21 protein-coding genes are annotated in these 19,909 nt (G+C 71.9%); 16 read left to right on the top strand and 5 right to left on the bottom strand.

Annotation, left to right across the window (positions count from 1 at the left end):
- Window positions 1-5: 5 nt before the first annotated feature.
- Window positions 6-1,112, bottom strand: coding sequence for an aminopeptidase (locus THESUDRAFT_RS09645; RefSeq protein WP_006904605.1), 1,107 nt, complete (start codon window positions 1,110-1,112; stop codon window positions 6-8).
- Between the two features lie 169 nt (window positions 1,113-1,281).
- Here THESUDRAFT_RS09645 and THESUDRAFT_RS09640 point away from each other — a divergent pair, with 169 nt between their 5' ends.
- Window positions 1,282-1,974 carry a class I SAM-dependent methyltransferase gene (locus THESUDRAFT_RS09640; protein WP_006904604.1) on the top strand — a complete coding sequence of 231 codons (693 nt, stop codon included), beginning with the start codon at window positions 1,282-1,284 and terminating at the stop codon, window positions 1,972-1,974.
- A gap of 121 nt (window positions 1,975-2,095) precedes the next feature.
- Here the strand turns inward: THESUDRAFT_RS09640 and pdo are convergent, their stop codons facing one another.
- The 4 genes from pdo to THESUDRAFT_RS09620 all read right to left on the bottom strand — a co-directional run bounded on the left by pdo (window position 2,096) and on the right by THESUDRAFT_RS09620 (window position 5,378).
- The gene (pdo, locus tag THESUDRAFT_RS09635; RefSeq protein WP_006904603.1) at window positions 2,096-2,746 is read right to left on the bottom strand and encodes a protein disulfide oxidoreductase; all 651 of its coding nucleotides are present in this window, start codon (window positions 2,744-2,746) and stop codon (window positions 2,096-2,098) included.
- Window positions 2,747-2,952: 206 nt separating this feature from the next.
- Complete coding sequence (locus THESUDRAFT_RS09630; RefSeq protein WP_006904602.1) at window positions 2,953-4,332, bottom strand: FAD-dependent oxidoreductase; 1,380 nt, start codon at window positions 4,330-4,332, stop codon at window positions 2,953-2,955.
- Between the two features lie 110 nt (window positions 4,333-4,442).
- Window positions 4,443-4,844, bottom strand: a complete 402-nt coding sequence (locus tag THESUDRAFT_RS09625; RefSeq protein WP_006904601.1) for a DUF302 domain-containing protein — start codon at window positions 4,842-4,844, stop codon at window positions 4,443-4,445.
- Window positions 4,845-5,012: 168 nt separating this feature from the next.
- Window positions 5,013-5,378 (bottom strand): ArsR/SmtB family transcription factor, encoded by a 366-nt coding sequence (locus THESUDRAFT_RS09620; protein WP_006904600.1) that lies wholly within the window; start codon window positions 5,376-5,378, stop codon window positions 5,013-5,015.
- A 346-nt stretch (window positions 5,379-5,724) separates the two neighbouring features.
- On the opposite strand from THESUDRAFT_RS09620, the gene THESUDRAFT_RS09615 reads away from it, so the two are divergent.
- From THESUDRAFT_RS09615 to tsaB, 15 genes are all read left to right on the top strand, one after another.
- A complete protein-coding gene (locus tag THESUDRAFT_RS09615; protein ID WP_006904599.1) occupies window positions 5,725-6,066 on the top strand; it encodes a rhodanese-like domain-containing protein in 342 nt (113 codons plus the stop codon).
- A gap of 23 nt (window positions 6,067-6,089) precedes the next feature.
- Window positions 6,090-7,292, top strand: a complete 1,203-nt coding sequence (locus THESUDRAFT_RS09610) for an MBL fold metallo-hydrolase (RefSeq protein ID WP_040826461.1) — start codon at window positions 6,090-6,092, stop codon at window positions 7,290-7,292.
- Between the two features lie 15 nt (window positions 7,293-7,307).
- On the top strand, window positions 7,308-7,916 hold the full coding sequence (locus THESUDRAFT_RS09605; RefSeq protein ID WP_006904597.1) for a sulfurtransferase TusA family protein: 609 nt from the start codon (window positions 7,308-7,310) through the stop codon (window positions 7,914-7,916).
- A 75-nt stretch (window positions 7,917-7,991) separates the two neighbouring features.
- Window positions 7,992-8,390: a DsrE/DsrF/DrsH-like family protein gene (locus THESUDRAFT_RS09600; RefSeq protein ID WP_006904596.1), complete on the top strand. Its 399-nt coding sequence runs from the start codon at window positions 7,992-7,994 to the stop codon at window positions 8,388-8,390.
- 117 nt (window positions 8,391-8,507) lie between these two features.
- Window positions 8,508-9,281 (top strand): sulfite exporter TauE/SafE family protein, encoded by a 774-nt coding sequence (locus THESUDRAFT_RS09595; RefSeq protein ID WP_006904595.1) that lies wholly within the window; start codon window positions 8,508-8,510, stop codon window positions 9,279-9,281.
- 245 nt (window positions 9,282-9,526) lie between these two features.
- A complete protein-coding gene (locus THESUDRAFT_RS09590) occupies window positions 9,527-11,164 on the top strand; it encodes a YVTN family beta-propeller repeat protein (protein ID WP_006904594.1) in 1,638 nt (545 codons plus the stop codon).
- A 387-nt stretch (window positions 11,165-11,551) separates the two neighbouring features.
- Entirely contained in the window at window positions 11,552-11,950 is a 399-nt protein-coding gene (locus THESUDRAFT_RS09585; RefSeq protein ID WP_006904593.1) for a holo-ACP synthase, read from the top strand.
- Window positions 11,951-12,156: 206 nt separating this feature from the next.
- Window positions 12,157-13,992, top strand: a complete 1,836-nt coding sequence (locus THESUDRAFT_RS09580; protein ID WP_242823310.1) for an NAD(P)H-hydrate dehydratase — start codon at window positions 12,157-12,159, stop codon at window positions 13,990-13,992.
- A gap of 237 nt (window positions 13,993-14,229) precedes the next feature.
- On the top strand, window positions 14,230-15,414 hold the full coding sequence (alr, locus tag THESUDRAFT_RS09575) for an alanine racemase (RefSeq protein ID WP_006904591.1): 1,185 nt from the start codon (window positions 14,230-14,232) through the stop codon (window positions 15,412-15,414).
- Between the two features lie 89 nt (window positions 15,415-15,503).
- A complete protein-coding gene (locus THESUDRAFT_RS09570; protein ID WP_006904590.1) occupies window positions 15,504-15,722 on the top strand; it encodes a hypothetical protein in 219 nt (72 codons plus the stop codon).
- 1 nt (window position 15,723) lies between these two features.
- Entirely contained in the window at window positions 15,724-16,074 is a 351-nt protein-coding gene (locus THESUDRAFT_RS09565) for a type II toxin-antitoxin system PemK/MazF family toxin (protein WP_006904589.1), read from the top strand.
- Window positions 16,075-16,144: 70 nt separating this feature from the next.
- Entirely contained in the window at window positions 16,145-17,176 is a 1,032-nt protein-coding gene (locus tag THESUDRAFT_RS09560) for an asparaginase (protein ID WP_006904587.1), read from the top strand.
- Between the two features lie 91 nt (window positions 17,177-17,267).
- Window positions 17,268-18,191 (top strand): uracil-DNA glycosylase, encoded by a 924-nt coding sequence (locus THESUDRAFT_RS12455; protein WP_006904586.1) that lies wholly within the window; start codon window positions 17,268-17,270, stop codon window positions 18,189-18,191.
- On the top strand, window positions 18,188-18,673 hold the full coding sequence (gene tsaE / locus THESUDRAFT_RS09550) for a tRNA (adenosine(37)-N6)-threonylcarbamoyltransferase complex ATPase subunit type 1 TsaE (RefSeq protein WP_006904585.1): 486 nt from the start codon (window positions 18,188-18,190) through the stop codon (window positions 18,671-18,673). The genes THESUDRAFT_RS12455 and tsaE overlap by 4 nt, the downstream gene beginning before the upstream one ends.
- Window positions 18,670-19,749, top strand: a complete 1,080-nt coding sequence (tsaB, locus tag THESUDRAFT_RS14680) for a tRNA (adenosine(37)-N6)-threonylcarbamoyltransferase complex dimerization subunit type 1 TsaB (protein ID WP_006904584.1) — start codon at window positions 18,670-18,672, stop codon at window positions 19,747-19,749. The genes tsaE and tsaB overlap by 4 nt, the downstream gene beginning before the upstream one ends.
- Window positions 19,750-19,909 lie beyond the last annotated feature (160 nt).

Raw genomic sequence — 19,909 nt, 5'->3', positions numbered from 1 at the left:
CCCACCTACCCCTCGATGAGGAACCGCCCCTCGCGGTAGATCAGCTCGCCGTCGGCGTAGATCTCGCCGCCCTGGCGCAAGTCGCAGATCATGTCCCAGTGGATGGCGGACCGGTTCTTCCCCCCGGTAATGGGGTAGCTGGCCCCCAGGGCCAGGTGGACGGTGCCGCCGATCTTCTCGTCAAAGAGCAGGTTGCGGCTGAAGCGGGTGATCTGGTCGTTGGTGCCGATGGCGAACTCGCCCACGTAGCGGGCGCCCTCGTCGGTGCCCAGCAGCGCCTCCAGCAGGTCCTGCCCGCGGGCTGCCCGGGCTTCCACCACCCGGCCGTCCTCGAAGCGGAGGCGGATGTCCTCGATCTCCTTCCCCTGGAAGATCCCCGGGAAGCTGAAGCGGATGGTGCCGCGGACGCTCTCTTCCACCGGGCCGGTGAACACCTCGCAGTCGGGGAAGTTGATGTGGCCGTCGGCGTTGATCCAGGTCCGGCCGGCCACCGAAAGCGTCAGGTCGGTGCCGTCACCCACCACCCGGATCTCCCGCACGCCGTTCAGGAACGCCACCAGCCTCTGCTGGCGCCGGCTCACGGCCTGCCAGGAGGCCACCGGGTCGTCGTCGTCCAGGCGGCAGGCTGCGAAGACGAACTCCTCGTAGTCGCTCAGCGACATGCCGGCTTCCTGGGCCAGGGCCTGGGTGGGGAAGAGGGTGACGCAGTACTTGCCGCCCTGGCCGATGCGGGACATCAGCTTGTCGGCCAGAGGCCGCCGCGCCTCCTGCATGATGGCCAGGCGGCGAGGGTCGACGCCGCTGAGGGCCTTGACGTTGTGGGGCGCGTGGATCACCAGGGCGTGCCGGTATTCCTCAAAGGCGATTCGCTCCAGGGGGGTCAGCACCCGCAACTGCTCTTCCGACGCTTCCTTCAGGTAGATCTCACCCAGCCCCTCCAGCTGGGCCAGGACCTGGGGAAAGGCACCCACCCGGAGGGCTTCCCGGTAGATGGCCTGGACCAGGGGCGTGGCCAGGTCGGAGGTCTGGATGAGGAAGTGGTCGCCGGCCTCAAGGCCCAGGGAGTAGCGCACCAGCACCTGGGCCAGCTTCCGCACGCGGGGGTCGGTCACCGTCAACGCTCCTTTCCGGTCTTAGGATTGCGACGCGGGGGCGCGGGGTTCCTCCCGGTGGCAAACTACCGGTACAGTAGCACCGGGAACGACCAGTCCCGGCCGTCGTCCTGCTGACCGGGGAGGCCGGGCCGCCGTTCGGGGTCCGAAGGAAGGGGGAGGTGGGGGCATGGCATACCCGCCGTTTGCGCCGAACCATGACGGCGCGGCCAGCCACCCCGCGCCGGAGGCTGGGCGCCACGGGCGCAGGGGCCACGGCGCCGGGCACCACGGACCGTGGGAGGCCCAGGTCTCCTGGGCGGAGATCTTCGAGCACCAGCAACGGCGTCAAGCCCTGGTGGAGGAATGGCTGGAGTGGCTGGATCTCCGGCCCGGGGATCACCTGGTGGACCTGGGTGCAGGTCCGGGGCTCACCAGCCTGCTGGCCGCCCACCGGGTGCGGCCCCATGGCCGCGTGTACGCGGTGGACCACTGGCCCGAGGCCCTGCGCTTTCTGCGCCGGCAGGTGGAGGGGGAGGGCCTGGACAACGTGCACGCCGTCCAGGCGGACATCGCCCACGACGATCTGGCCGGGGTCATCCCGCCCCAGCATGCCCGCAAGGTGGTCCTGGCCCATGTGCTCCACCATATTCCGGATCCCCGGGCGGTCCTCGGTCGCCTTCACCGCTGGCTGTTGCCGGGCGCCCGCATGGTGGTGGCGGAGTTCGATCCGGAGGGGGCCGGCGAGGTGGGCCCGCCCCGGGAGGAGCGCATTGCTGAAGCGGACCTGGCCGGATGGTTGGCCGGTGAGGGCTTCACGATCCTGGGCCGCAAGCACCATCCGGAGCATGAGCAGTACGCCATCCTGGTCGAGCCGGCTTGACCGGGGTGGGCATCCTTGCCCCTGCCGGCCGTCCTTGCCCGCCGCCCTGCCGGCGGGGTGCCACAGCAACCCGCCGGCCTCCCCTGGAGACCGGCGGGTTGTCGTGGGCGAGGGAACCCTGTCAGGAAAGGGCCTCCTTGATCAACGCCAGCAGGTGCGGTTCCGGTGCCGCGCCCTCAACGGCAGCCGACCCGTTCACCACGGTCTTGGGAACACCGAAGACCGCGAACCGGTTGGCCAGATCGGGGAACTCCATGGCCTCGATGGCGTCGGCCCGCACCCGGTCGCTGGCGAGGGCCATCTTGTGAGCCAGGCGGACCGCCCGGGGACAGTACGGTCACGTCGGCGTGACGAATACCTGCAGGTGGACGTCGGTGTCCAGCGACCGCAGGTATGCCTCGGTTTCCGGGGACAGCCCCGCGACACCGCGGGAGACGTCGACGATGTCGTCGATCAGCGTCCCGAACTCGTAACCGGCCGGAATGCCGTAAAACCGCATCCCGGTGTCGCTGCCGTCCGCCCGGGCGAACAGGATGGCCGGGACCATGTCGACGCCGTGGCGCTCGGCCAGCTCGGGTTCCCGTTCGACATCGTGGACCTCGAGGGTGATGCGGTCGTCGAGCTCCGCCACCGCTTCCAGCAGCTGGCGGGTGTCCTCGCAGTAGGGGCACTCGTCTTTGTCCGCGCGGACGAACAGCTTGAGGACCACCGGTGATTCCATCGCCTCAAAGCGCCGCTGGATCTCCCGCCGGTCCTGCTCGGATATCTTCATCCCTTCCGTCACCTCCTCTCGGGGATCCCTCTCTTTGCGGATCCCGGGAGCCCCGGCCGGGCGGCGCGCCGGCTGCCGGTTGGCGCCGAACGGGCACCGCCCGACCGGAAACCTTCAAAACCTCCAAAACCAGTGAAACCAGCGCTCTCGGGAACAGTGTTCCCGCCTGCGGGGGCGACCGGCTGCATGCGCCGCCGGAGACGCATCTAGTCCGCCACGCCCCGGATGGCGTTCATGGCCTGGCGAGCGGCCACCAGCACCGGATCCCACACGGGCGCGAAGGGGGGTGCGTAGGCCAGGTCCAGTTCGTAGAGCTGGTCCACCGTCATGCCTGCATGGAGGGCTGCCACCAGCGCGTCGATGCGCAAGACGGCGTCGACCGGTCCCGCCATCTGGGCGCCCAGCAGGCGGCCGTCAGGCCCGTGGACCAGCCGTACGTGCAGCTTGCCGGCACCGGGGTAGTAGTGGGCGCGGGAGCCGTGACGGATCGTCGTGGCTGCGGCCTCCAGGCCCGCCAGTGCGGCCTCGCGGGTGGTCAGGCCCGTCCGGGCGACACCCAGGTCGAAGACCTTGACGATGGCCGTACCCAGTACGCCGGGGAAGCGGGCGTGGCCGCCGGCGGCGTTCTCCCCGGCCACGCGCCCCTGCTTGTTGGCCGTGGTGCCGAGGGGAATGTAGGCGCGCCGGCCGCTGACCCGGTGGACGGTGTCGGCGCAGTCGCCGGCGGCATAGACCGCCGGGTGCGACGTGCGCATGAACTCGTCCACCTTGATCGCCCGCCCGGCGCCCAGCTCGATGCCGGCCGCCTCGGCCAGCTCGGAATTGGGCCGCACGCCCACGGCCACCAGGACCAGATCGGCCGGCAGGGTGCGGGCGTCGGTGTCCAGCGCCCGCACGCGGCCACCGTCGCCCAGCACGGCCCGCGCCCCCTCGCCCAGATACAGCGCCACACCGTGACGGCGCAATTCATCATGGACCAGCTCGGCCATCTCCCGGTCCAGGTTGGGCATGACCTGGGGGAGACGCTCGACGATGGCCACCTCCATGCCGACGGCGACCAGGGCCTCGGCCATTTCGAGCCCTACGTAGCCACCGCCGATGACGACCGCCTTGCGTCGCCCCTGGGCCACCAGGGCCCGGGCGTGCTCGCGGATGGCGATGCCGTCCTCGACCAGCCGCAGGAAATGGACACCCTTCAGGTCGAGGCCGGGAATGGGCGGCTCGACGGGGCGGGCGCCCGTGGCGAGGATCAAGGTGTCGAACTCCACCTGCCGCTGGCGCCCGGTCACCAGGTCGCGTACCTCCAGGTAGTGTTCGTCCGGATGAATGGCCGTGACCTCGTGCTGGACGTGAACGGCGATGTCGCGTTTCTGGCGGAAGAACTCCGGCGTGTAGACCACCAGCTCGCCGGGTTCGCGAACCAGGCCGCCGACGAAGTAGGGCAGGCCGCAAGACCCGTACGAGACGAAGCCGCTGCGCTCGAACACCTCGATCTCCAGGTCAGGATCGAGGCGACGCGCCCGGGAGGCGGCGCTCATGCCGGCCGCGACGCCCCCGACCACCACCAGGCGCTTTCTCCGGGACATGGTCCACCATCTCCTGTGGGCGCGGGGCGGCGGCGGCTACGCCGGGCCGCTCGCCCCGCACCGGTCCCCACCGGCGCGGCGTGGCCGCCCCGGAACAGGATGCGGCGGCCTCAGCGGGCCGCCGCATCCACCGCCGCGCGCAGCTCCTGTTCCACCTCGGTCGCCAGGTCACGAAACCGCTCGTCGCCCAGCAGGCCGATCAGCGTCTGCGGGCGCAGCAGGCCGATCTTCGTGCGGTTGCCGTCGTTGCGGTCGGCGTACACCACGATCTTGCAAGGCAGCAGGTAACCGACCTTCTGATCGGTCTCCAGGGCCTGCTTGGCCTTGGCGGGATTGCAGACCTCGAAGATGTGGAACTCGGGTTCGAGGTGGAAGCCCTTCTCTTGGAGCTTCTCGTTGACGTGCAGGTGCCAGAGGGCGCTGAACTTCCGTTCCGCCAGCGCGGACTGCAGCGCTTGGATGGCCTCGTCCACCGGCTTGTCCGTGGCCACCGTATAGTCCAGCTCCGCCATCGCCGATCCCTCCCTGCGGTTCCTACCTGCGCTGGGCCCTGACCCGTTGGGCTGATGCGTCAACGGGCCGGCAGGCCCGGTGGGGGTTGTGCGGCGTGACCTGCCCGGTACGGGGCGCCGGCGCGCTTGGGGGCAGCCCCGCAAAGCATGGCGTACGGGCTCGCCTCGTCACGGCTGCCCGGGTTGCGGACCGGCGCCGCCCTGAGCGGCCAGCATCGCACTGCGCCGCAAGTGCTCGAGGAGCACGTGGCGCACGGCCTGGCACGCTTCCAGGATCTCGCGCGAGGCGAGCCGGTAATACACGTTGAGCCCTTCCTTCCGCGACTCCACAAGCCCGTACTGGCGCATGAGGGCCAGGTGCTGGGAGAGGTTGGCGGTGGTGGTGTCGACGACCCGTGCCAGCTCACCGGCCGTCATCTCACCGCCGGCCAGGGTATAGAGGATCTCCAGGCGCTTGGGGCTGGCCAGCACATGACAGAGTCGCGCCTGCAGCTCCAGCAACTGCTTTTCCGTGTCCGTCCGCTCCGCAGTCATGGGTTACCGCTTCCCCGGCTCCTTGCTAAGTAACTTCTAAACTACTCCCAATATGATCCCCCGTGCGCCCGCTGTCAAGTCGATCTTCTCCTGCGCCCCGGCGCGTCATCCGGATCACGGTGGGCGCACCGCGTGCCCCCGGCCCAACCCGGCGCCCGGTCCGGCCGGAACGGCCGGCACCAATCCGCATGGGGGTTGCGCGCGGGGCAGGCACCTCGTAAACTGGTTGCTAGTTTCAGTAGTTGCTTAATCTCAAATAAGAATAGGCGTCATCCGGCCGAGCCCGGCAGGTGGCCCGCAGGCGCCCCGGACCGCTGGTCCGGCCGGGACCAAAGGGGGGAACACCATGGCGATGCGCGCTCCGTGGCCGGACACCGTCACGCCCGAGGAGCTGCGCCGGCGGCTGGAGGCGGGCAACGCCCCGCTGATCATCGACGTGCGCGAGCCCGACGAGTACGCCGGCGGGCACATCCCGGGCGCGCGGTTGCTCCCGCTGGGGCAGGTACCCGTGCGGTACCGGGAGTTGCCGTCCGACCAGGAGATCGTCCTCGTCTGCCGGAGCGGGAACCGCTCCGGCCTGGCCCAGCAATGGCTGCAGGGGATGGGTTTCCGCAACGTCCGCAACCTGGTGGGCGGCATGCAGCGGTGGAAGGGCCCGGTGGAATACGGCCCCGGGCGGGGTCGCTGAGGGGAGGGAGAGAGGTGGATCCAATGACGCGTACTCCCTCGGAAATCGATGCCGCTGAGCTCAAGCGGATGCTGGACCGGGGCGAAACCCCGTTCCTGATCGATCTCCGCAACGACGAGGAGTTTCGCCGCTGGCGGATCGAAGGCCGCCAGCCCCTGCAGGTGATCCACGTGCCGTACTACGAGATCCTGGCCGAGGCCGAGGAAGACGACCTGGTCGCATCCGCCAAGGCCTACGCGCGCCGGCACTGGGTGGACCACCTGCCCCGGGAAGGGCGGATCGTGGTCGTGTGCGCCCACGGCGGCACCTCCGGGTATGTGGCCCAGGGGCTCCGCGAGCTGGGCTATGACGCCGTCAGCTTGCGCGGCGGCATGATCGCCTGGGGCGACCATTACGAGTTTGTTCCCGTGGTGGAGGAAGAGGGCCTTGCCGTTTATCAGATCAACCGCCCGGCCCGCGGCTGCCTGAGCTATCTGGTGGCCTCGGAGGGGGAGGCGGTGATCATCGACCCCCTGCGCCACGCCGAGCGCTACCTGGAGTTCGCGCGCCGGCACGGCCTGACCATCACGCGGGTCCTGGACACCCACGCCCACGCCGACCACATCAGCAGCGGCGCGGAGTTGGCAGAACAACTGGGCGTGCCCTATCACCTGCACCCCTACGACGCCATTCACCCCATGGACGTGTTGCCCGCTACCTTCCGCTACCAGCCGGTGTACGACGGGCAGGAGTTCCGTGTGGGCCGTGCCACCTTGCGTGCAATCCACGTGCCCGGCCACACCCTGGGCCAGGTGGTCTACCTGCTGGACGGTCGCTACCTATTCAGCGGTGACACCATCTTCGTGGAGTCCATCGCCCGACCGGACCTGGGTGGCCGGGCCGAGACCTGGACGCCCCTTTACTACCGGTCCCTTCTGCGCCTGATGGAACTGCCGGACGCGACGCTGGTTCTTCCCGGGCACTTCAGCCGGCCGCAGGAAGCGGACGCCCGCGGCCGCGTCGCCGGTACGCTGGGCGACCTCAAGCAGTCGAACGAGGGCCTGCAGGCCCTGGCAGCAGGCGAGCGGGCTTTCGTCGACTTCATCATGGGCCGCTTGCCGGAGTTCCCGCAGCAGTACGTGGACATCAAGCGGGTGAACACCGGTTTGCTGCGGCCGAGCGAGGAGCAGGCGTCCGAGCTCGAACTGGGGCGCAATGTCTGCGCGCTGGCGGAAGAAGCAGCCTGAGGGAGGGAGTCGTCCGTGAACGCTACGTTCAAGCCGAGCGCCACCGTGGATGCCCGCGGCCTTTCCTGCCCGTTGCCGATCGTGCGGGCGCGCAAGGCGATCGATGCCCTGCAGGTCGGGGAGATCCTCGAGGTGCTGGCGACCGACAAGGGCGCACCCGCCGACTTCCGGGGCTGGTGTGAGCAGACGGAGCACAAGTTCCTGGGCGTGGTGGAGGACGAAGGTTTCCTCCGGCTGTATGTCAAGAAGCTGGTCCCGGAAACCAAGGAGAAGGGACAGCTCTTCGACCGCGAGATCAGCAGCCAGGAACTGGCCCGGCGCCTCGAGGCCGGGGACGCCCTGACCGTGCTCGACGTGCGGGAACCGGAGGAGTACGAGGCCGGCCATATCCCCGGTGCCCTCTCCGTACCCATCGAGACGCTGTCCGAGTTTGCCGCCAGGCTCGACCGCACGGCGGAGATCGCCGTGGTCTGCCGCAGCGGCCGCCGCAGCGCCTATGCCTGCCGCATCCTGCAACAGGCCGGCTTCGAGAAGGTGGTCAACGTCGTGCCGGGCATGTCCGCCTGGTCGGGCCCGGTCGAGCAGGGCGGTGCCGGGTCCGCCCCGGCACCGGCATCCCGCTGACGTCACGCCGGCATTCGGGTGCCACGGGTCAAAACGGGCTTCCGGAACGGCGAATTCAGGAGGGAGGGGTACACGGTGTCCGTCCGTCGCGTGGCCATCATCGCCAGCCACGGGAACATCGACGACGCGTACAAGGTGCTGAACATCGCCACGGCAGCCGCCGCCATGGGGGCGGAGGTCCAGGTCTTCTTCACCTTCGATGGCCTGAAGATCATCCATAAGGAAGCGAACCGGCAGTTGCCGGTGCCCGAGCACCTGCAGCCGGCGCTGGAGGGCTTCAAGAAGAACAACGTGCCTTCGGTGCCTGAGCTGCTGGAGATCGCCCGGGAATCGGGAGTCAAGCTGATCGGCTGCCAGATGACCATGGACGTCATGGCCATCGGCCTCGACCAGCTGGTGGACGGGGTCGAGCCCGGCGGAGCGGCCACCTTCCTGGCCTTCGCCGCTGAGGCGGACGTCAACGTCACCTTTTGAACGGTGGGAACGGGCGCCCGGGACCGGACCCGGGCGCCCGGTGCACCCCGCGGCCATGTGCGGTAACGGGGCGCTTCAGGAAATCTGAGGACATGGGACAAGGGGAGGAAGGTCCGGATGAGCGCCCTCCTTTTCCTGATCGGCCTGGCCGGCGGGTTCTTCTCGGGATTGCTGGGGCTCGGCGGTGCGATCCTCATGGTTCCGCTGCTCCTGTTCGTCCCGCCGCTGTTCGGCTTCCCGGCCCTGGACATGAAGCAGGTGGCCGCCATCACCATCGTGCAGGTGTTCTTCGCAGCGCTGTCCGGCATGGTGGTCCACTGGCGCAACCGGTTCGTCCACAAGGATCTGGTCCTGACCATGGGAGGAGCCAGCGCCCTCGCCGCCCTGGCGGGCGGCCTGCTGTCCGATCTGGTGAACCCCCGCGCGTTGCTCCTTCTCTTCGCCGGCGTTGCCACGGCCGCGGGCGTGCTGATGTTCCTGCCCCGCCGGGAAGAAGATCCGGACGCGACGGCGGACCACGTCCGCTTCAATCGGCCGCTGGCGGTGGCCATCGCCCTGGCGGTGGGGTTGGTGGGCGGGCTCGTCGGGGCGCCGGGCGCCTTCATCTATGTGCCCTTGATGATGTACGTGCTCAAGATTCCCACCCGGGTCACCCTGGGCTCGACCCTGGCCATCGTCCTCTTCACCGCGGCCTTCGGCATGGTGGGCAAGGTGGCGACGGGGCAAGTCGACTGGCCGCTGGCGCTGGCGCTGGTGCTGGGTTCGGTCCCCGGGGCCCAGGCGGGGGGGTATCTGTCGAAACGGGTCCGCGCCGGTGCGCTGCGCTGGATGGTCGCCGTCGTGGTCTGGGGGTCCGTGGTCCAAATGTGGCGCCAGGCCGTCTCCGGGTAACAGATTGTGCCGGCCGGGCAGGCCTCATCGCAAGAGGATTTCGGTCGCCAACACCGAAGCCAACACCGAATACGGTGCAAGTGATATGGAAGTGCAAGTGATACGGAAGTGCAAGTGATACGGAGCTTCGATGCCGCGGTGACCGGCTGCCTGCGGGCCAGCGATGCCCTGAACATCTCAGGCCTGTGCGTCCAAGGCGCTGGTTCTCCGCGGCAGTGTCGTGCCTTGAAGGGGGTCCGTCGATCATGGGAGGGCACCGTCACGCGTCCGTGGAGCCATGCCGTGTTCGCGTACGTCCCGGCTCGCATGGGGCCACCCGCCTTGGCCTGGCCGGGCTGGTGGCCGCATCGCTCTTTCTCGCCGCGTGCGGCGGGGTGATGACCCCGGCTGCGACCATCGATCCCAACTACGAGGTGCGCTGGTACGAGTCCCAGAACGCTGCCGGGCCGGAACTCGATCCCAAGTGGGACGGTAACGGCTGGCTCTACGTCGCCGACGAGGTGAGCCAGGGTGTCACCGTGGTCGACCTGGCCACGGGCGAGCCGGTGCAGTTCATCCGCACCGAGGGCGGGGTACCGCACCACCCCTACATTACCAAGGACCAGCGCTGGGTGCTGGTGACCATCCGCTACGGCGACTGGGTGGCGGCCATCGACACGGAGAACGGCAACAAGGTACGCCGCATCGACCTGCCCAAGTCGGCCGACGGCAAGCCGGCGGGGCCGCTGCACATGGGCATGACGCCGGATGGCCGGTACGTGCTGGTCACGCTGAACGGCTCGGGCGCCGTGGCCGTTCTGGATGCCAAGGACCCTCGGCTGTTGCGCGTGGTGGAGGTCGGGAAGAAGCCGCGGGACGTGGTGGTCACGCCCGACAGCAAGAAAGCGTACGTGAGCCTGCAGGCCGACACGCGGGTGGCGGTCATCGACCTGGAGAACTGGAAGGTCGACCACATCAACCGGACGAACACGGACTACGGCAGCGGTTCCGGCAGCGGCCTGGGGATGTCGGCCGACGGCAAGTACGTGGCCGTCGCCAATACCCTGGATGATGAAGTGATCATCATCGACACGGCGACGGACCAGATCGTCCACCGGGTCGGGAACGTGCCCAAGCCGGTGAACGTGGAGTTCCTGGGCAAGACCCACGTCATCTCCACCGGCAACCGTTCCGACGGCTCCTTCTCCTTCATCGATGCGGACAAGGGCCAGCTGATCAAGACCGTGAAGACGGGGGGCGGGGCCAACATCGCCTACTACGGTCCCGACGGCAACGTGTGGGTGAACCACAACGGCGCCCAGCACATCAGCGTGCTGGACTTCGAGACCTTCGAGGTCATCAAGGAGATCCCGGTCGTCCAGAACCCGCACTGGATCTACTTCTCGCCGGACGGGAAGACCGCCTACGTCACCAACTGGGGCGCCAACTCGATCTCCATCATCGATGTGGAGAAGATGGAGCGCGTCAACACCGTGACGGTGGGCCTCAACCCGAACGGCCTGGCGCTGAAGTCCAACGTCCCGCCGGACGTCATCGCCCGGTGGCAGGAGAACAAGGACCAGGCCAAGGAGGTCATCGCCAAGGCCGCCAGGCTGGTGATGCCGGAGCCCCGCTCGGAGGCCGAGGCGTTATTCTTCCAGAAGTGCACGATCTGCCACGACGTGGGCCGCATCATCCGCAACAACGCCCGGGGTGACCAGTGGGACGCCATCGTGGAGAAGATGCGGGGCAACGGGGCTCCCATCAACGACCAGGAGGCCAAGATCATCGCCGAGTATCTCAAGAGCGACCAGCACCGTAGCCTCAACATCAAGACCGAGCTCCAGATCGAAAAGCCGTTGGACCCGGCCAAGGGGTACGACGACGATCCCGCCATGCCTTAGGCGGGAGCTTGCGGCCAGACCATCGGAAGCCGCCGCAGGAGCAGGATGCTCAGCCGGCAGCCAGGGGAGGTCCGGCAGAGTAGGCCTGGCGACGTCACCGCAAAAACCAGCCCGGCGGGTGAGCCGGGCCAACCGTCACCATGCTGCCGAGCGCCCTTCCCGCAGTTGACGGGAAGGGCGCTCCGCCTATGGCGGGTGCACCGGCCGGGCGGGACCGCTCGAGGCGTCCACGGCCGGGAACCCGCACTGCAGCCCCACCCGCTCGCCGGAGGGGCAGCGCGCTCCCTGGCAGGGCCGTTTCACCCCGGACCGCCCGGTCTCCCGTTCCCGGTACCTTTTACCGGGCCGCCCGCTGCGCTAGAAAGAGGAGAGAGGGGAGCGAAGGGCGTGATCGTGGGGACCGGGATCGACATCGTGCAGGTGGAGCGCATCGAAGCCATCCTGCGCCGCCGGGGGTGGCGCTGGGCGGAGCGGGTCTTCTCTCCGGACGAGCTGGCCGCCGCCGGCACCGGGCCCCACAGGGCCCGGCGCCTGGCGGCCCGCTGGGCGGCCAAGGAGGCCTTCGCCAAGGCCTTGGGCACGGGCCTGCGGGGGTTGCGCTGGCGGGACATCCGGGTCCGCCAGGACGAGGGGGGCCGCCCGTGGCTGGAGGTCGCGGGCCGGGCGTCCGCCCTGGCCCGGGCGGCCGGCGTCCGGCGCATCCACCTCAGCCTCTCCCACGACGGCCAGTGGGCGGTGGCCCAGGTGATCCTGGAAGGGACCGGCCCCGGGGAGGGACGGCCGTGACGGCGGAAGAACCGGCCGGAACCGCAGGGCCAGAATTTGCAGGTCCCGCAGCCGGGATGCCGGCCACACCCGGCCGGGCATCCGGGATGCCGGGAGGGGCAGCCTCGCTTCCTGGACAGCCGCCGGCGGCTGCGACAGGGGTTTCCGCCACCGGCGTCGCACCGGGCGGCCGTACCGCCCTGGAAGCGGAACCCCGCCCTGCAGGGGTGTGGATCCTCTCCGCTGCAGCGGTCCGGCGCGGCGACCGCCTGGCCGCCGAAGCCGGGCTGGGCGGCCCGGTGCTCATGGAGACGGCGGGGCGCACGGCGGCCACCCTGCTCTGGAAGGTGGCAGGCCCCTTTTCGCCGCGGGAGCCCGTGGTGGTGCTGGCCGGCGGCGGGAACAACGGCGGCGACGGGATGGTGCTGGCCCGCTGGGTGGCCCGCTGGGCGGGGCCTGCCGCGGTGAAGGTCTTCCTGCTGGCGGAGCCTGCCCGGTTGCGGGGCGAGGCGGCGGTTCAATGGTCGTTGCTGGCCCGTTCGGGCGTGCCGGCGATCGCGCTGGCGGGCGAACCGGCCCCGGGCGCCCGGCAGGAAGCCCGCCAGAACCCTGGGGCGGAGGGCGGGGTGGTGCCGGCGGCGGACGCGTTCTTCTACCACCTGGAAGCCGCCGTCGCCCGCGCCCGGGTGGTGGTCGATGCCCTGCTGGGCGTGGGTGTGCGGGGTGCCCTGCGTCCCCTGGCCGCCCGGGCCCTTCAGGTGGTGGGAGCTGCGGGGGTGCCGGTCTTCGCCCTGGACTTGCCCTCGGGCCTTGACGCCGACACCGGGGAGGCGGCGCCGGTGGTGCCGCGCGCCACCTGGACCGTCACCTTCGCGGCGGCCAAGTGGGGCCTCTTGCTCGGCCAGGGCCCGGAACGGGCCGGGCAGGTCTTCGTAGCCGACATCGGCTGGCCGCAGGAGACCGGCACAGGCGCGGGTGGGACGGGCAGTGAGACGGAAGCCGGCGCGCCCGGCGGCGGCAGCGAAGGATTTCCCTCCGCCCGCGTCCTCGAGGCGGCCTCCGTGGCGGCCCTCCTGCCCCACCGGCCCTGGGATGCCCACAAGGGCTGGGCGGGGCACGTCGTCGTGGCCGGCGGCCGCCCGGGCCAGGTCGGGGCCGCGGTCCTGGCGGGCACGGCCGCCCTGCAGGCCGGGGCGGGCACCGTGACCCTGGCCGTGCCCGCCCCGGTGCGGGCCGAGGCCGCGGTCCACCGCCCGGAGATCATGACCTGGGCCCTTCCCGCCACAACCGGCGGCGAGTGGGATGCGGCGGCCGCCACCGCGCTGGCGCAGCGGGAAGGGGAGCGCCGCGGCCGGGTGGTTCGGGTCATCGGCCCGGGGCTGGGCCAAAGCCCGGGGGCGGCGGCCTGCCTGGCCGGATGGCTTGGACTCGACGGTCCGCCCGCTACCCGCGGGCCCGAAGATCCTGGGCCCGGGGCTGGTTCGCCTGCCGGTGTCCCGGCGTTCCCGCCCACCGTTCTGGACGCCGACGGGCTCAACCTGGCGGCCCGCCTGGGCATCGACCGCCTGCGGGAGCGGCCGGGATCCTTCCCGCTGGTCCTGACGCCCCATCCCGGCGAAGCGGCGCGGCTGCTGGGCTGGACCACGGCCCAGGTGCAAGCCCGGCGGCCCCTGGCGGCCCTTGAGCTGGCCCGCCGGTCGGGAGCGGTGGCCGTCCTCAAAGGGGCCGGCACCCTGGTTGCCGGGCCGGCGGGCGATCTGTACGCCTGCACCCGCGGCCACCCGGGCATGGCCAGCGCCGGCATGGGCGACGCCCTGGCCGGCATCGTGGGTGCCATGCTGGCCCAGGGGCTCGAACCTCTGGCCGCCGCCTTGGCGGCCGTGTTCCTCCACGCCCTGGCGGGGGAACTGGCAGCGCCTGCGGCCGGCGTCCCCGTCCAGGCTACGGAGGTCATCGCCCGGCTCCCCGCCGCCTTGCAACGGGTCCGGCGCGGGCTGCCCCGCAGCGCCGAAGCCCTGGGCGTGCCGGGAGTGGCGTGGTTGCGGCCGCCGCTGGCCGGCTGAGACGGCCGGGGAGTCCGGCCGCTTGGCCGGCCGCCTCTTGGGATGGCCCGGTGGCCGGCCTGCCTTGCGGACCGCTGGGGAAGCTGTGACGGCGAGACGGCCGCCGGCGGGACTTGCCGCCGCCGGCGACAGGGTCCCGGGCCGGACCGGCGAACCCATTGAGGTGCGGCGGTGGCCGGGGAGGGCCACCGGCGGCGCCGTTTCGACCACGTCACCGCCAGCGGAGGAGGAGTGGCCTTGGAAGGGCCGGGCCGGGGGCGGCCGGTGCGCCCCACCTGGGTGGAAGTCGACCTGGACGCCATCGCCCACAACGTGCAGACCCTCCAGCGGCTGGCCGCCCCCGCGCAGCTCATGGCGGTGGTCAAAGCCGATGGTTACGGCCACGGTGCGGTGATGGTCGCCCGCACCGCCCTGGCCCACGGCGCCCGGCGCCTGGCCGTGGCCGTAGTGGAAGAAGGCGTTCACCTGCGGCAGTCCGCCATCGCTTGCCCCATCCTGGTCATGGGCTGGACCCCGCCCTGGCAATACGCCCTGGCCCTGCGTTATGAGCTGGAGCTGGCGGTCAGCAGCGAGGAGGAGGCCCGTGCCCTGGCCGAGGCCGCCCGGCGGGACGGCCGCAAGGTGCGGGTCCACATCAAGATCGACACGGGCATGGGGCGTCTGGGCCTGCGCTGGGACCAGCCCCGGCTGGCGGAGGTCGTCGCCCGCATCGCCGGCCTGGGCGGCCTGGAGGTGGCCGGCGTCTTCACCCACCTGGCCACGGCCGACGACCCCGAGGCTCCCTTGACCGAAGACCAGCTCGGTCGCTTCGACCGGGTGCTCCAGGCCCTGGACGAACGCGGCCTGCGGCCGGGCTTGCGGCACGCTGCCAACAGCGCCGCCCTGCTGCGGCTGCCCGGGGCCCGGTACGACCTGGTGCGGCCGGGCATCGCCCTGTACGGGCTGGAACCCTTCCCCGGGGCGGTGGCGGCCTTCGGCCTCCAGCCGGCCCTGGCGTGGAAGACCCGGGTTGCCCTGGTCAAGGAGGTGCCGCCGGGGACTCCCATCAGCTACGGGGCCACCTTTGTCACCCGCCGCCGCTCCCGGATCGCCACCCTGCCTGTGGGATACGCCGACGGCCTGCGCCGGGCGCTGTCCAACCGCGGGCAGGTGCTGGTGGGCGGCCGGCGGGTGCCCATCGTGGGCCGGGTCTGCATGGACCAGGTGATGGTCGACGTCACCGATGCCGGCCCCGTGGCCGTGGGCGACGAGGTGGTGCTGATCGGCCGCCAGGGCGGCGAGCAGATCACCGCCGACGAGATGGCCGGCTGGATGGACACCATCGGGTACGAGGTGGTGACCGGCATCGGCCGGCGGGTTCCCCGCATCTACTTACGCGGGGGCCGTCCCGTGGCGCAGGCGCCCCTGTCCCACCTTCTCTGAGGGAGCCGGTGGCGGGAAGGGAGCCGGCGGGCCGGCGGGCGCCGGTTCGTCCAAGCACGGGGAGCGAGGACCGCAAGGGGTGATGGGCGGTGGCGGAAGACGCCCAGTGGCAGGCGGTGGCCGCTGCGGCCACGCCTTCTCCCCCGCCGGCAGGAACCGGCGCGGGCACGGCAGGGTCCAACTTCACCGAGGAGGGCTTGCGCCGCGGCTATCAGGAGATGGGCCCCCTCAACCAGCGGCTGGCAGAGGAGTGGCTCCCCGGGGAACTGGAACCCCGGCGCTGGGATTGGGGTGGGGAGGGCGGTTGACGTGGACGTCCGCCGCGGCGACATCTTCTTCGCCGACCTGAGCCCCGTGGTGGGGTCCGAACAGGGCGGCATCCGTCCCGTGCTGATCGTCCAGAATGATGTGGGCAACCGGTACAGCCCGACCACCATCGTGGCGGCCATCACCTCCCAGATCAACAAGGCCAAGCTGCCCACCCACGTGGAACTGCCGGCGGGCAGCTACGGGCTGGAAAAGGACTCGGTGGTGCTCCTGGAGCAGATCCGCACCATCGACAAGCGGCGGCTGCTGGAGCGGGTGGCACGGCTGGATGCCGGCGCCATGCGCCGCGTCAACCTGGCGCTGGAGATCAGCCTGGGCCTGCGCGAGATCTAGGACCCGCCGGCAGCCAGGACCAACCGGCAATCCAGGACAAACCCGTGCGAAGGCGATTGGAGACGGTGGCATGGAACCCGAATGGCTGGTGGAAGTGACCCGGGGCGGCTGGGTGGAGAGCCGCCATGCCGGTCACGCGGTGGTGGTGGACAAGCAGGGCCGGGTGGTGGCGGCCCTGGGCGATCCCGAGCACATCACCTTCCTGCGGTCAACCCTCAAGCCCTTCCAGGCCCTGGCGGTGGTGGCGGCGGGTGCCGCCGGCGCCTTCGGCTTCGATGACGCCGAGGTGGCGCTGATGTGCGGTTCCCACGCCGGGGAACCGGAGCACGTGGAACGGGCGGCCGCCATGCTGGCCAAACTGGGGCTGGGGCCGGAGCACCTGGCCTGCGGGCCCCACCCCCTGTCGAGCCCCGCGGCCGTCGAGGCCCTGAAGGCGGCGGGCGGCGAGCCCACCCGGCTGCACAACAACTGTTCGGGGAAGCACGCCGGCATGCTGGCACTGGCGCGGTACCGGGGCTGGCCGGTGGAGGGCTACCACCGGCCGGACCACCCGGTGCAGCAGGCGGTACGCCAGCTGGTGGCGGCCCTGACGGGTCTCGAGCCCGGCGGTCCCCGCTGGCGCGAGGCGGTGGACGGCTGCGGGGTGGTCACCTTTGCCTTGCCCCTGGTGGACGTGGCCCGCATGTTCCGGTACCTGGGACGCCCCGACCTCTTGCCCCCCGGTCTCGACCACCTGGGACCGGCTCTGGAACGGATTCGGCGGGCGCTGATCGCCCATCCCACCATGATCCGCGGGGCCGGCCAGTTCGACACCGAGGTCATCCGAGCCACGGGCGGGGCGTGGATCGGCAAGGTGGGGGCGGAGGGATATTACGCCGGAGCCCTCGACACCGGGCACGCCGTGGCGCTGAAGATCGCCGACGGCCAGGATCGCGCCCGGCCCGTGGCCATTCTGGCCCTGCTGGGGCGGCTGGGCCTCCTGCCGCCGGGGGCCGGGTCCCTCCAGGCGCGGTGGGGCCGGGTGGCGGTGACCAACACCCGGGGTGAGACGGTGGGCGAGATCCGGCCGGCGGGCCGACTGGCCGGCGGGCCCTCGAGGTAGGCGATCCCCGCGGCGAGCCGAACCGGCATGTGGTGGAGGGACCGTGGCCGGGGAGGGGACCGGCAGCCGGTGGAGGAGGCGGCCTGGTACCGTGGCACGACCGGAAGCCGAGCTGATGCGCATCCACGACATGGCGACGCTGGAGCAGGTGGTCAAAGGCTGCACCGCCTGCGGCCTGCGGGCAGGGTGCCGAGGGGTGGTCTTCGGTGACGGCAACCCGTCGGCCCGCCTGATGCTCATCGGCGAGGGGCCCGGGGCCGACGAAGACCGCCTGGGGCGGCCCTTCGTCGGCCGGGCCGGCCAGCTGCTGGACCGCATCCTGGCGGCTTGCGGGTTCGACCGGCAGCGCCACGTCTACATCGCCAACATCGTCAAGTGCCGGCCGCCCGGCAACCGCACCCCCACCCCGGAAGAACGGGCCGCCTGCCTGCCCAACCTGCGGGCCCAGATGTGGCTGGTGCAGCCCGTGATCGTGGTGCTCCTGGGATCCACCGCCCTGCAGGCGCTGGTCGACCCCGCCGCCCGCATCAGCCGGGCCCGCGGCCAGTGGATCGTCCGGGACGGGGTCTGGTACATGCCCACCTACCACCCGGCGGCCCTCTTGCGTAACCCGGCCCTGAAGCGGGAGTGCTGGCACGATTTCAAGAAGGTGATCGACAAGTACCGGGAACTGGTCGACCCGGCCCACGTGGCGCCCCACTACCCGCCGGGTGCGGAAGGGCCGGCCCCGGCGGCGGACCGGCGCCGCGTCCCGGCGGGCGAGGAACCCTGGGCGGCGGGGAGCGCCGCGGCCGCGGGGAGCGCTGGCGGGCCGGTGGCCGGCGCGGCGGGAGCCGCAGCGGAGGAAGCCGCTGCGACCCGGGAGCCCGAGGGCGGGACCCCACCGGCCGGCTCCAGGGACCGGGTTCCGCCTGGCGACAGCGTGCCGTCCGGGAACGGCGTCCCGCCCGGGGACGGCGTCCACCAGTTGAACCTCTTTGACCAGGCGGGCGGCGAGGGGGGGAGCCGCCGGTGACGGGCTCCCGGACCGTGACGATCCCCTCCGCGGAGGCGATGGAGCGGCTGGGTGAAGGCCTGGCCGCCGCCCTGGCGCCGGGCGACTGGATCGCCCTGACCGGACCCCTGGGGGCCGGCAAGACCACCCTGGTCAGGGGACTGGCCCGCGGGCTGGGCTACCGCGGGCGGGTGGCCAGCCCCACCTTCACCCTGGTCCACCTCTACCGGGGCCGCCTGCCCCTGTATCACCTGGACCTGTACCGCCTGGAGGGCGAGGAGGCCTTGCGGGACGTGGTCGACCCGGCGGAGATGGAGGCGTCCGGCGCCGTGGTGGTGGAATGGGCCGACCGGGCGCCGGGGTGGATCCCCGCCGGAGCCCTCTGGCTGGAGCTGGCTCCCCTGCCGGCGGGGGAGGGCCGCCGGGTGACGGCCCGGGCCCAGGGGCCGCGGGCCGCGCGTCTCCTTGACACCCTCCCGGGAAAGGACGGCGGCTGGCATTGACCTGGATCCTGGCCATCGACACCTCGGGGCCCCGCTGCGGGGTGGCCCTGGTGCGGGACGGGGAGCCCGCCGGGGCGGAAGAACTGGCCGCGCCGGGCACCAACCGCGCCCTGATGCCGGCGGTGGACCGGCTCTGCCGGCAGGCCGGCATCGGCCCCCGGGATTTGGGCGGGGTGGCGGTGGCCTTGGGCCCCGGCTCCTTCACCGGCCTGCGCATCGGGCTGGCAGCGGCCAAGGGGCTGGCGGTGGCCCTGGGCTGCCCCCTGGCCGGCGTCGGGACGCTGGATGCCGTGGCCCTGGCGGCCGCTGGGGCACCCTCCGCACCCTCCCGGGACGGGGCGGCCGGCCGCCTGTGGCTGGTGGCGCGGCCCGCCCGGCGCGGGGAGTTCTACGCAGCGATCTTCTCGCCGGGCGGCCGTGGGGCCGAAGCCGCCGGTGATCCTGCCGCGGCGGACGGGCCCGCCGGGACGGCGACCAGCAACCCGGTGGCCGCGGCCCGGCCGGCAGGCAGCATCCCGCTCCTCCGGCGCCTGTGGGGTCCCGGCCTGGTGAGCGCCGCGATGTTGCGGGAATGGCTGGCCGGGCCCGCGGCGGTGCCGGCGGTACCGGCGGTGCCGGCGGTGCCCGCGGCGCCGGCCGATGCCTCCCGCCCTGCCGGCGCTGAACGCGACACCCGGGCGACCCCGGGGGTGGCGGCCGGGGGCTGGGTGCTGGTCATCGACCCGGTGCACGGGGCCGAGCTCGCGCCGGGCGGCCGGGACGGGGCCAGGGCAGGCCGGGAGGACCGGGAAGCCCAGGGAGACCGGGAGGACCGGGGTGGCCGGGCCGCGGCGGCGGGGGAGGGCCCGGCGGGTTCGGCTCCCGGCCCGGGACCGGGGCCGCGCCCCATGGTGGTGCCCGACCCCGGCGCCGTTCCCCTGGCGGTGGCCCGGCTGGCCCAGGACCGGCTGGCGGCGGGGGGCGACGACCCCGGCACCCTGGCGCCTCTGTACCTGCCCGCCGGTTCGACCTACCGGCCTTACGTGCATCCCGCTGCCCAGCCCACCCCCCCGTCCGGGACGGGGCGCAGCTCCTGACGGGCAGGTGGGCTGCGGTGCACGGGTTTCCCCCGCCCGCCCACTGGCCGGGGCGGGACATGGCCCACCGCCCGAAGGCCCCCGGCTGCCCGGGGGGAGCCGGCGACGCGCGGTAACCCCTGCCGTGGCCCGACACGCCCCGGCAGGGCAAGATGCTATG

The organism is Thermaerobacter subterraneus DSM 13965 (assembly GCF_000183545.2).
Taxonomy (GTDB): domain Bacteria; phylum Bacillota; class Sulfobacillia; order Thermaerobacterales; family Thermaerobacteraceae; genus Thermaerobacter; species Thermaerobacter subterraneus.
This window is presented reverse-complemented; position numbering and strand designations above follow the sequence as displayed.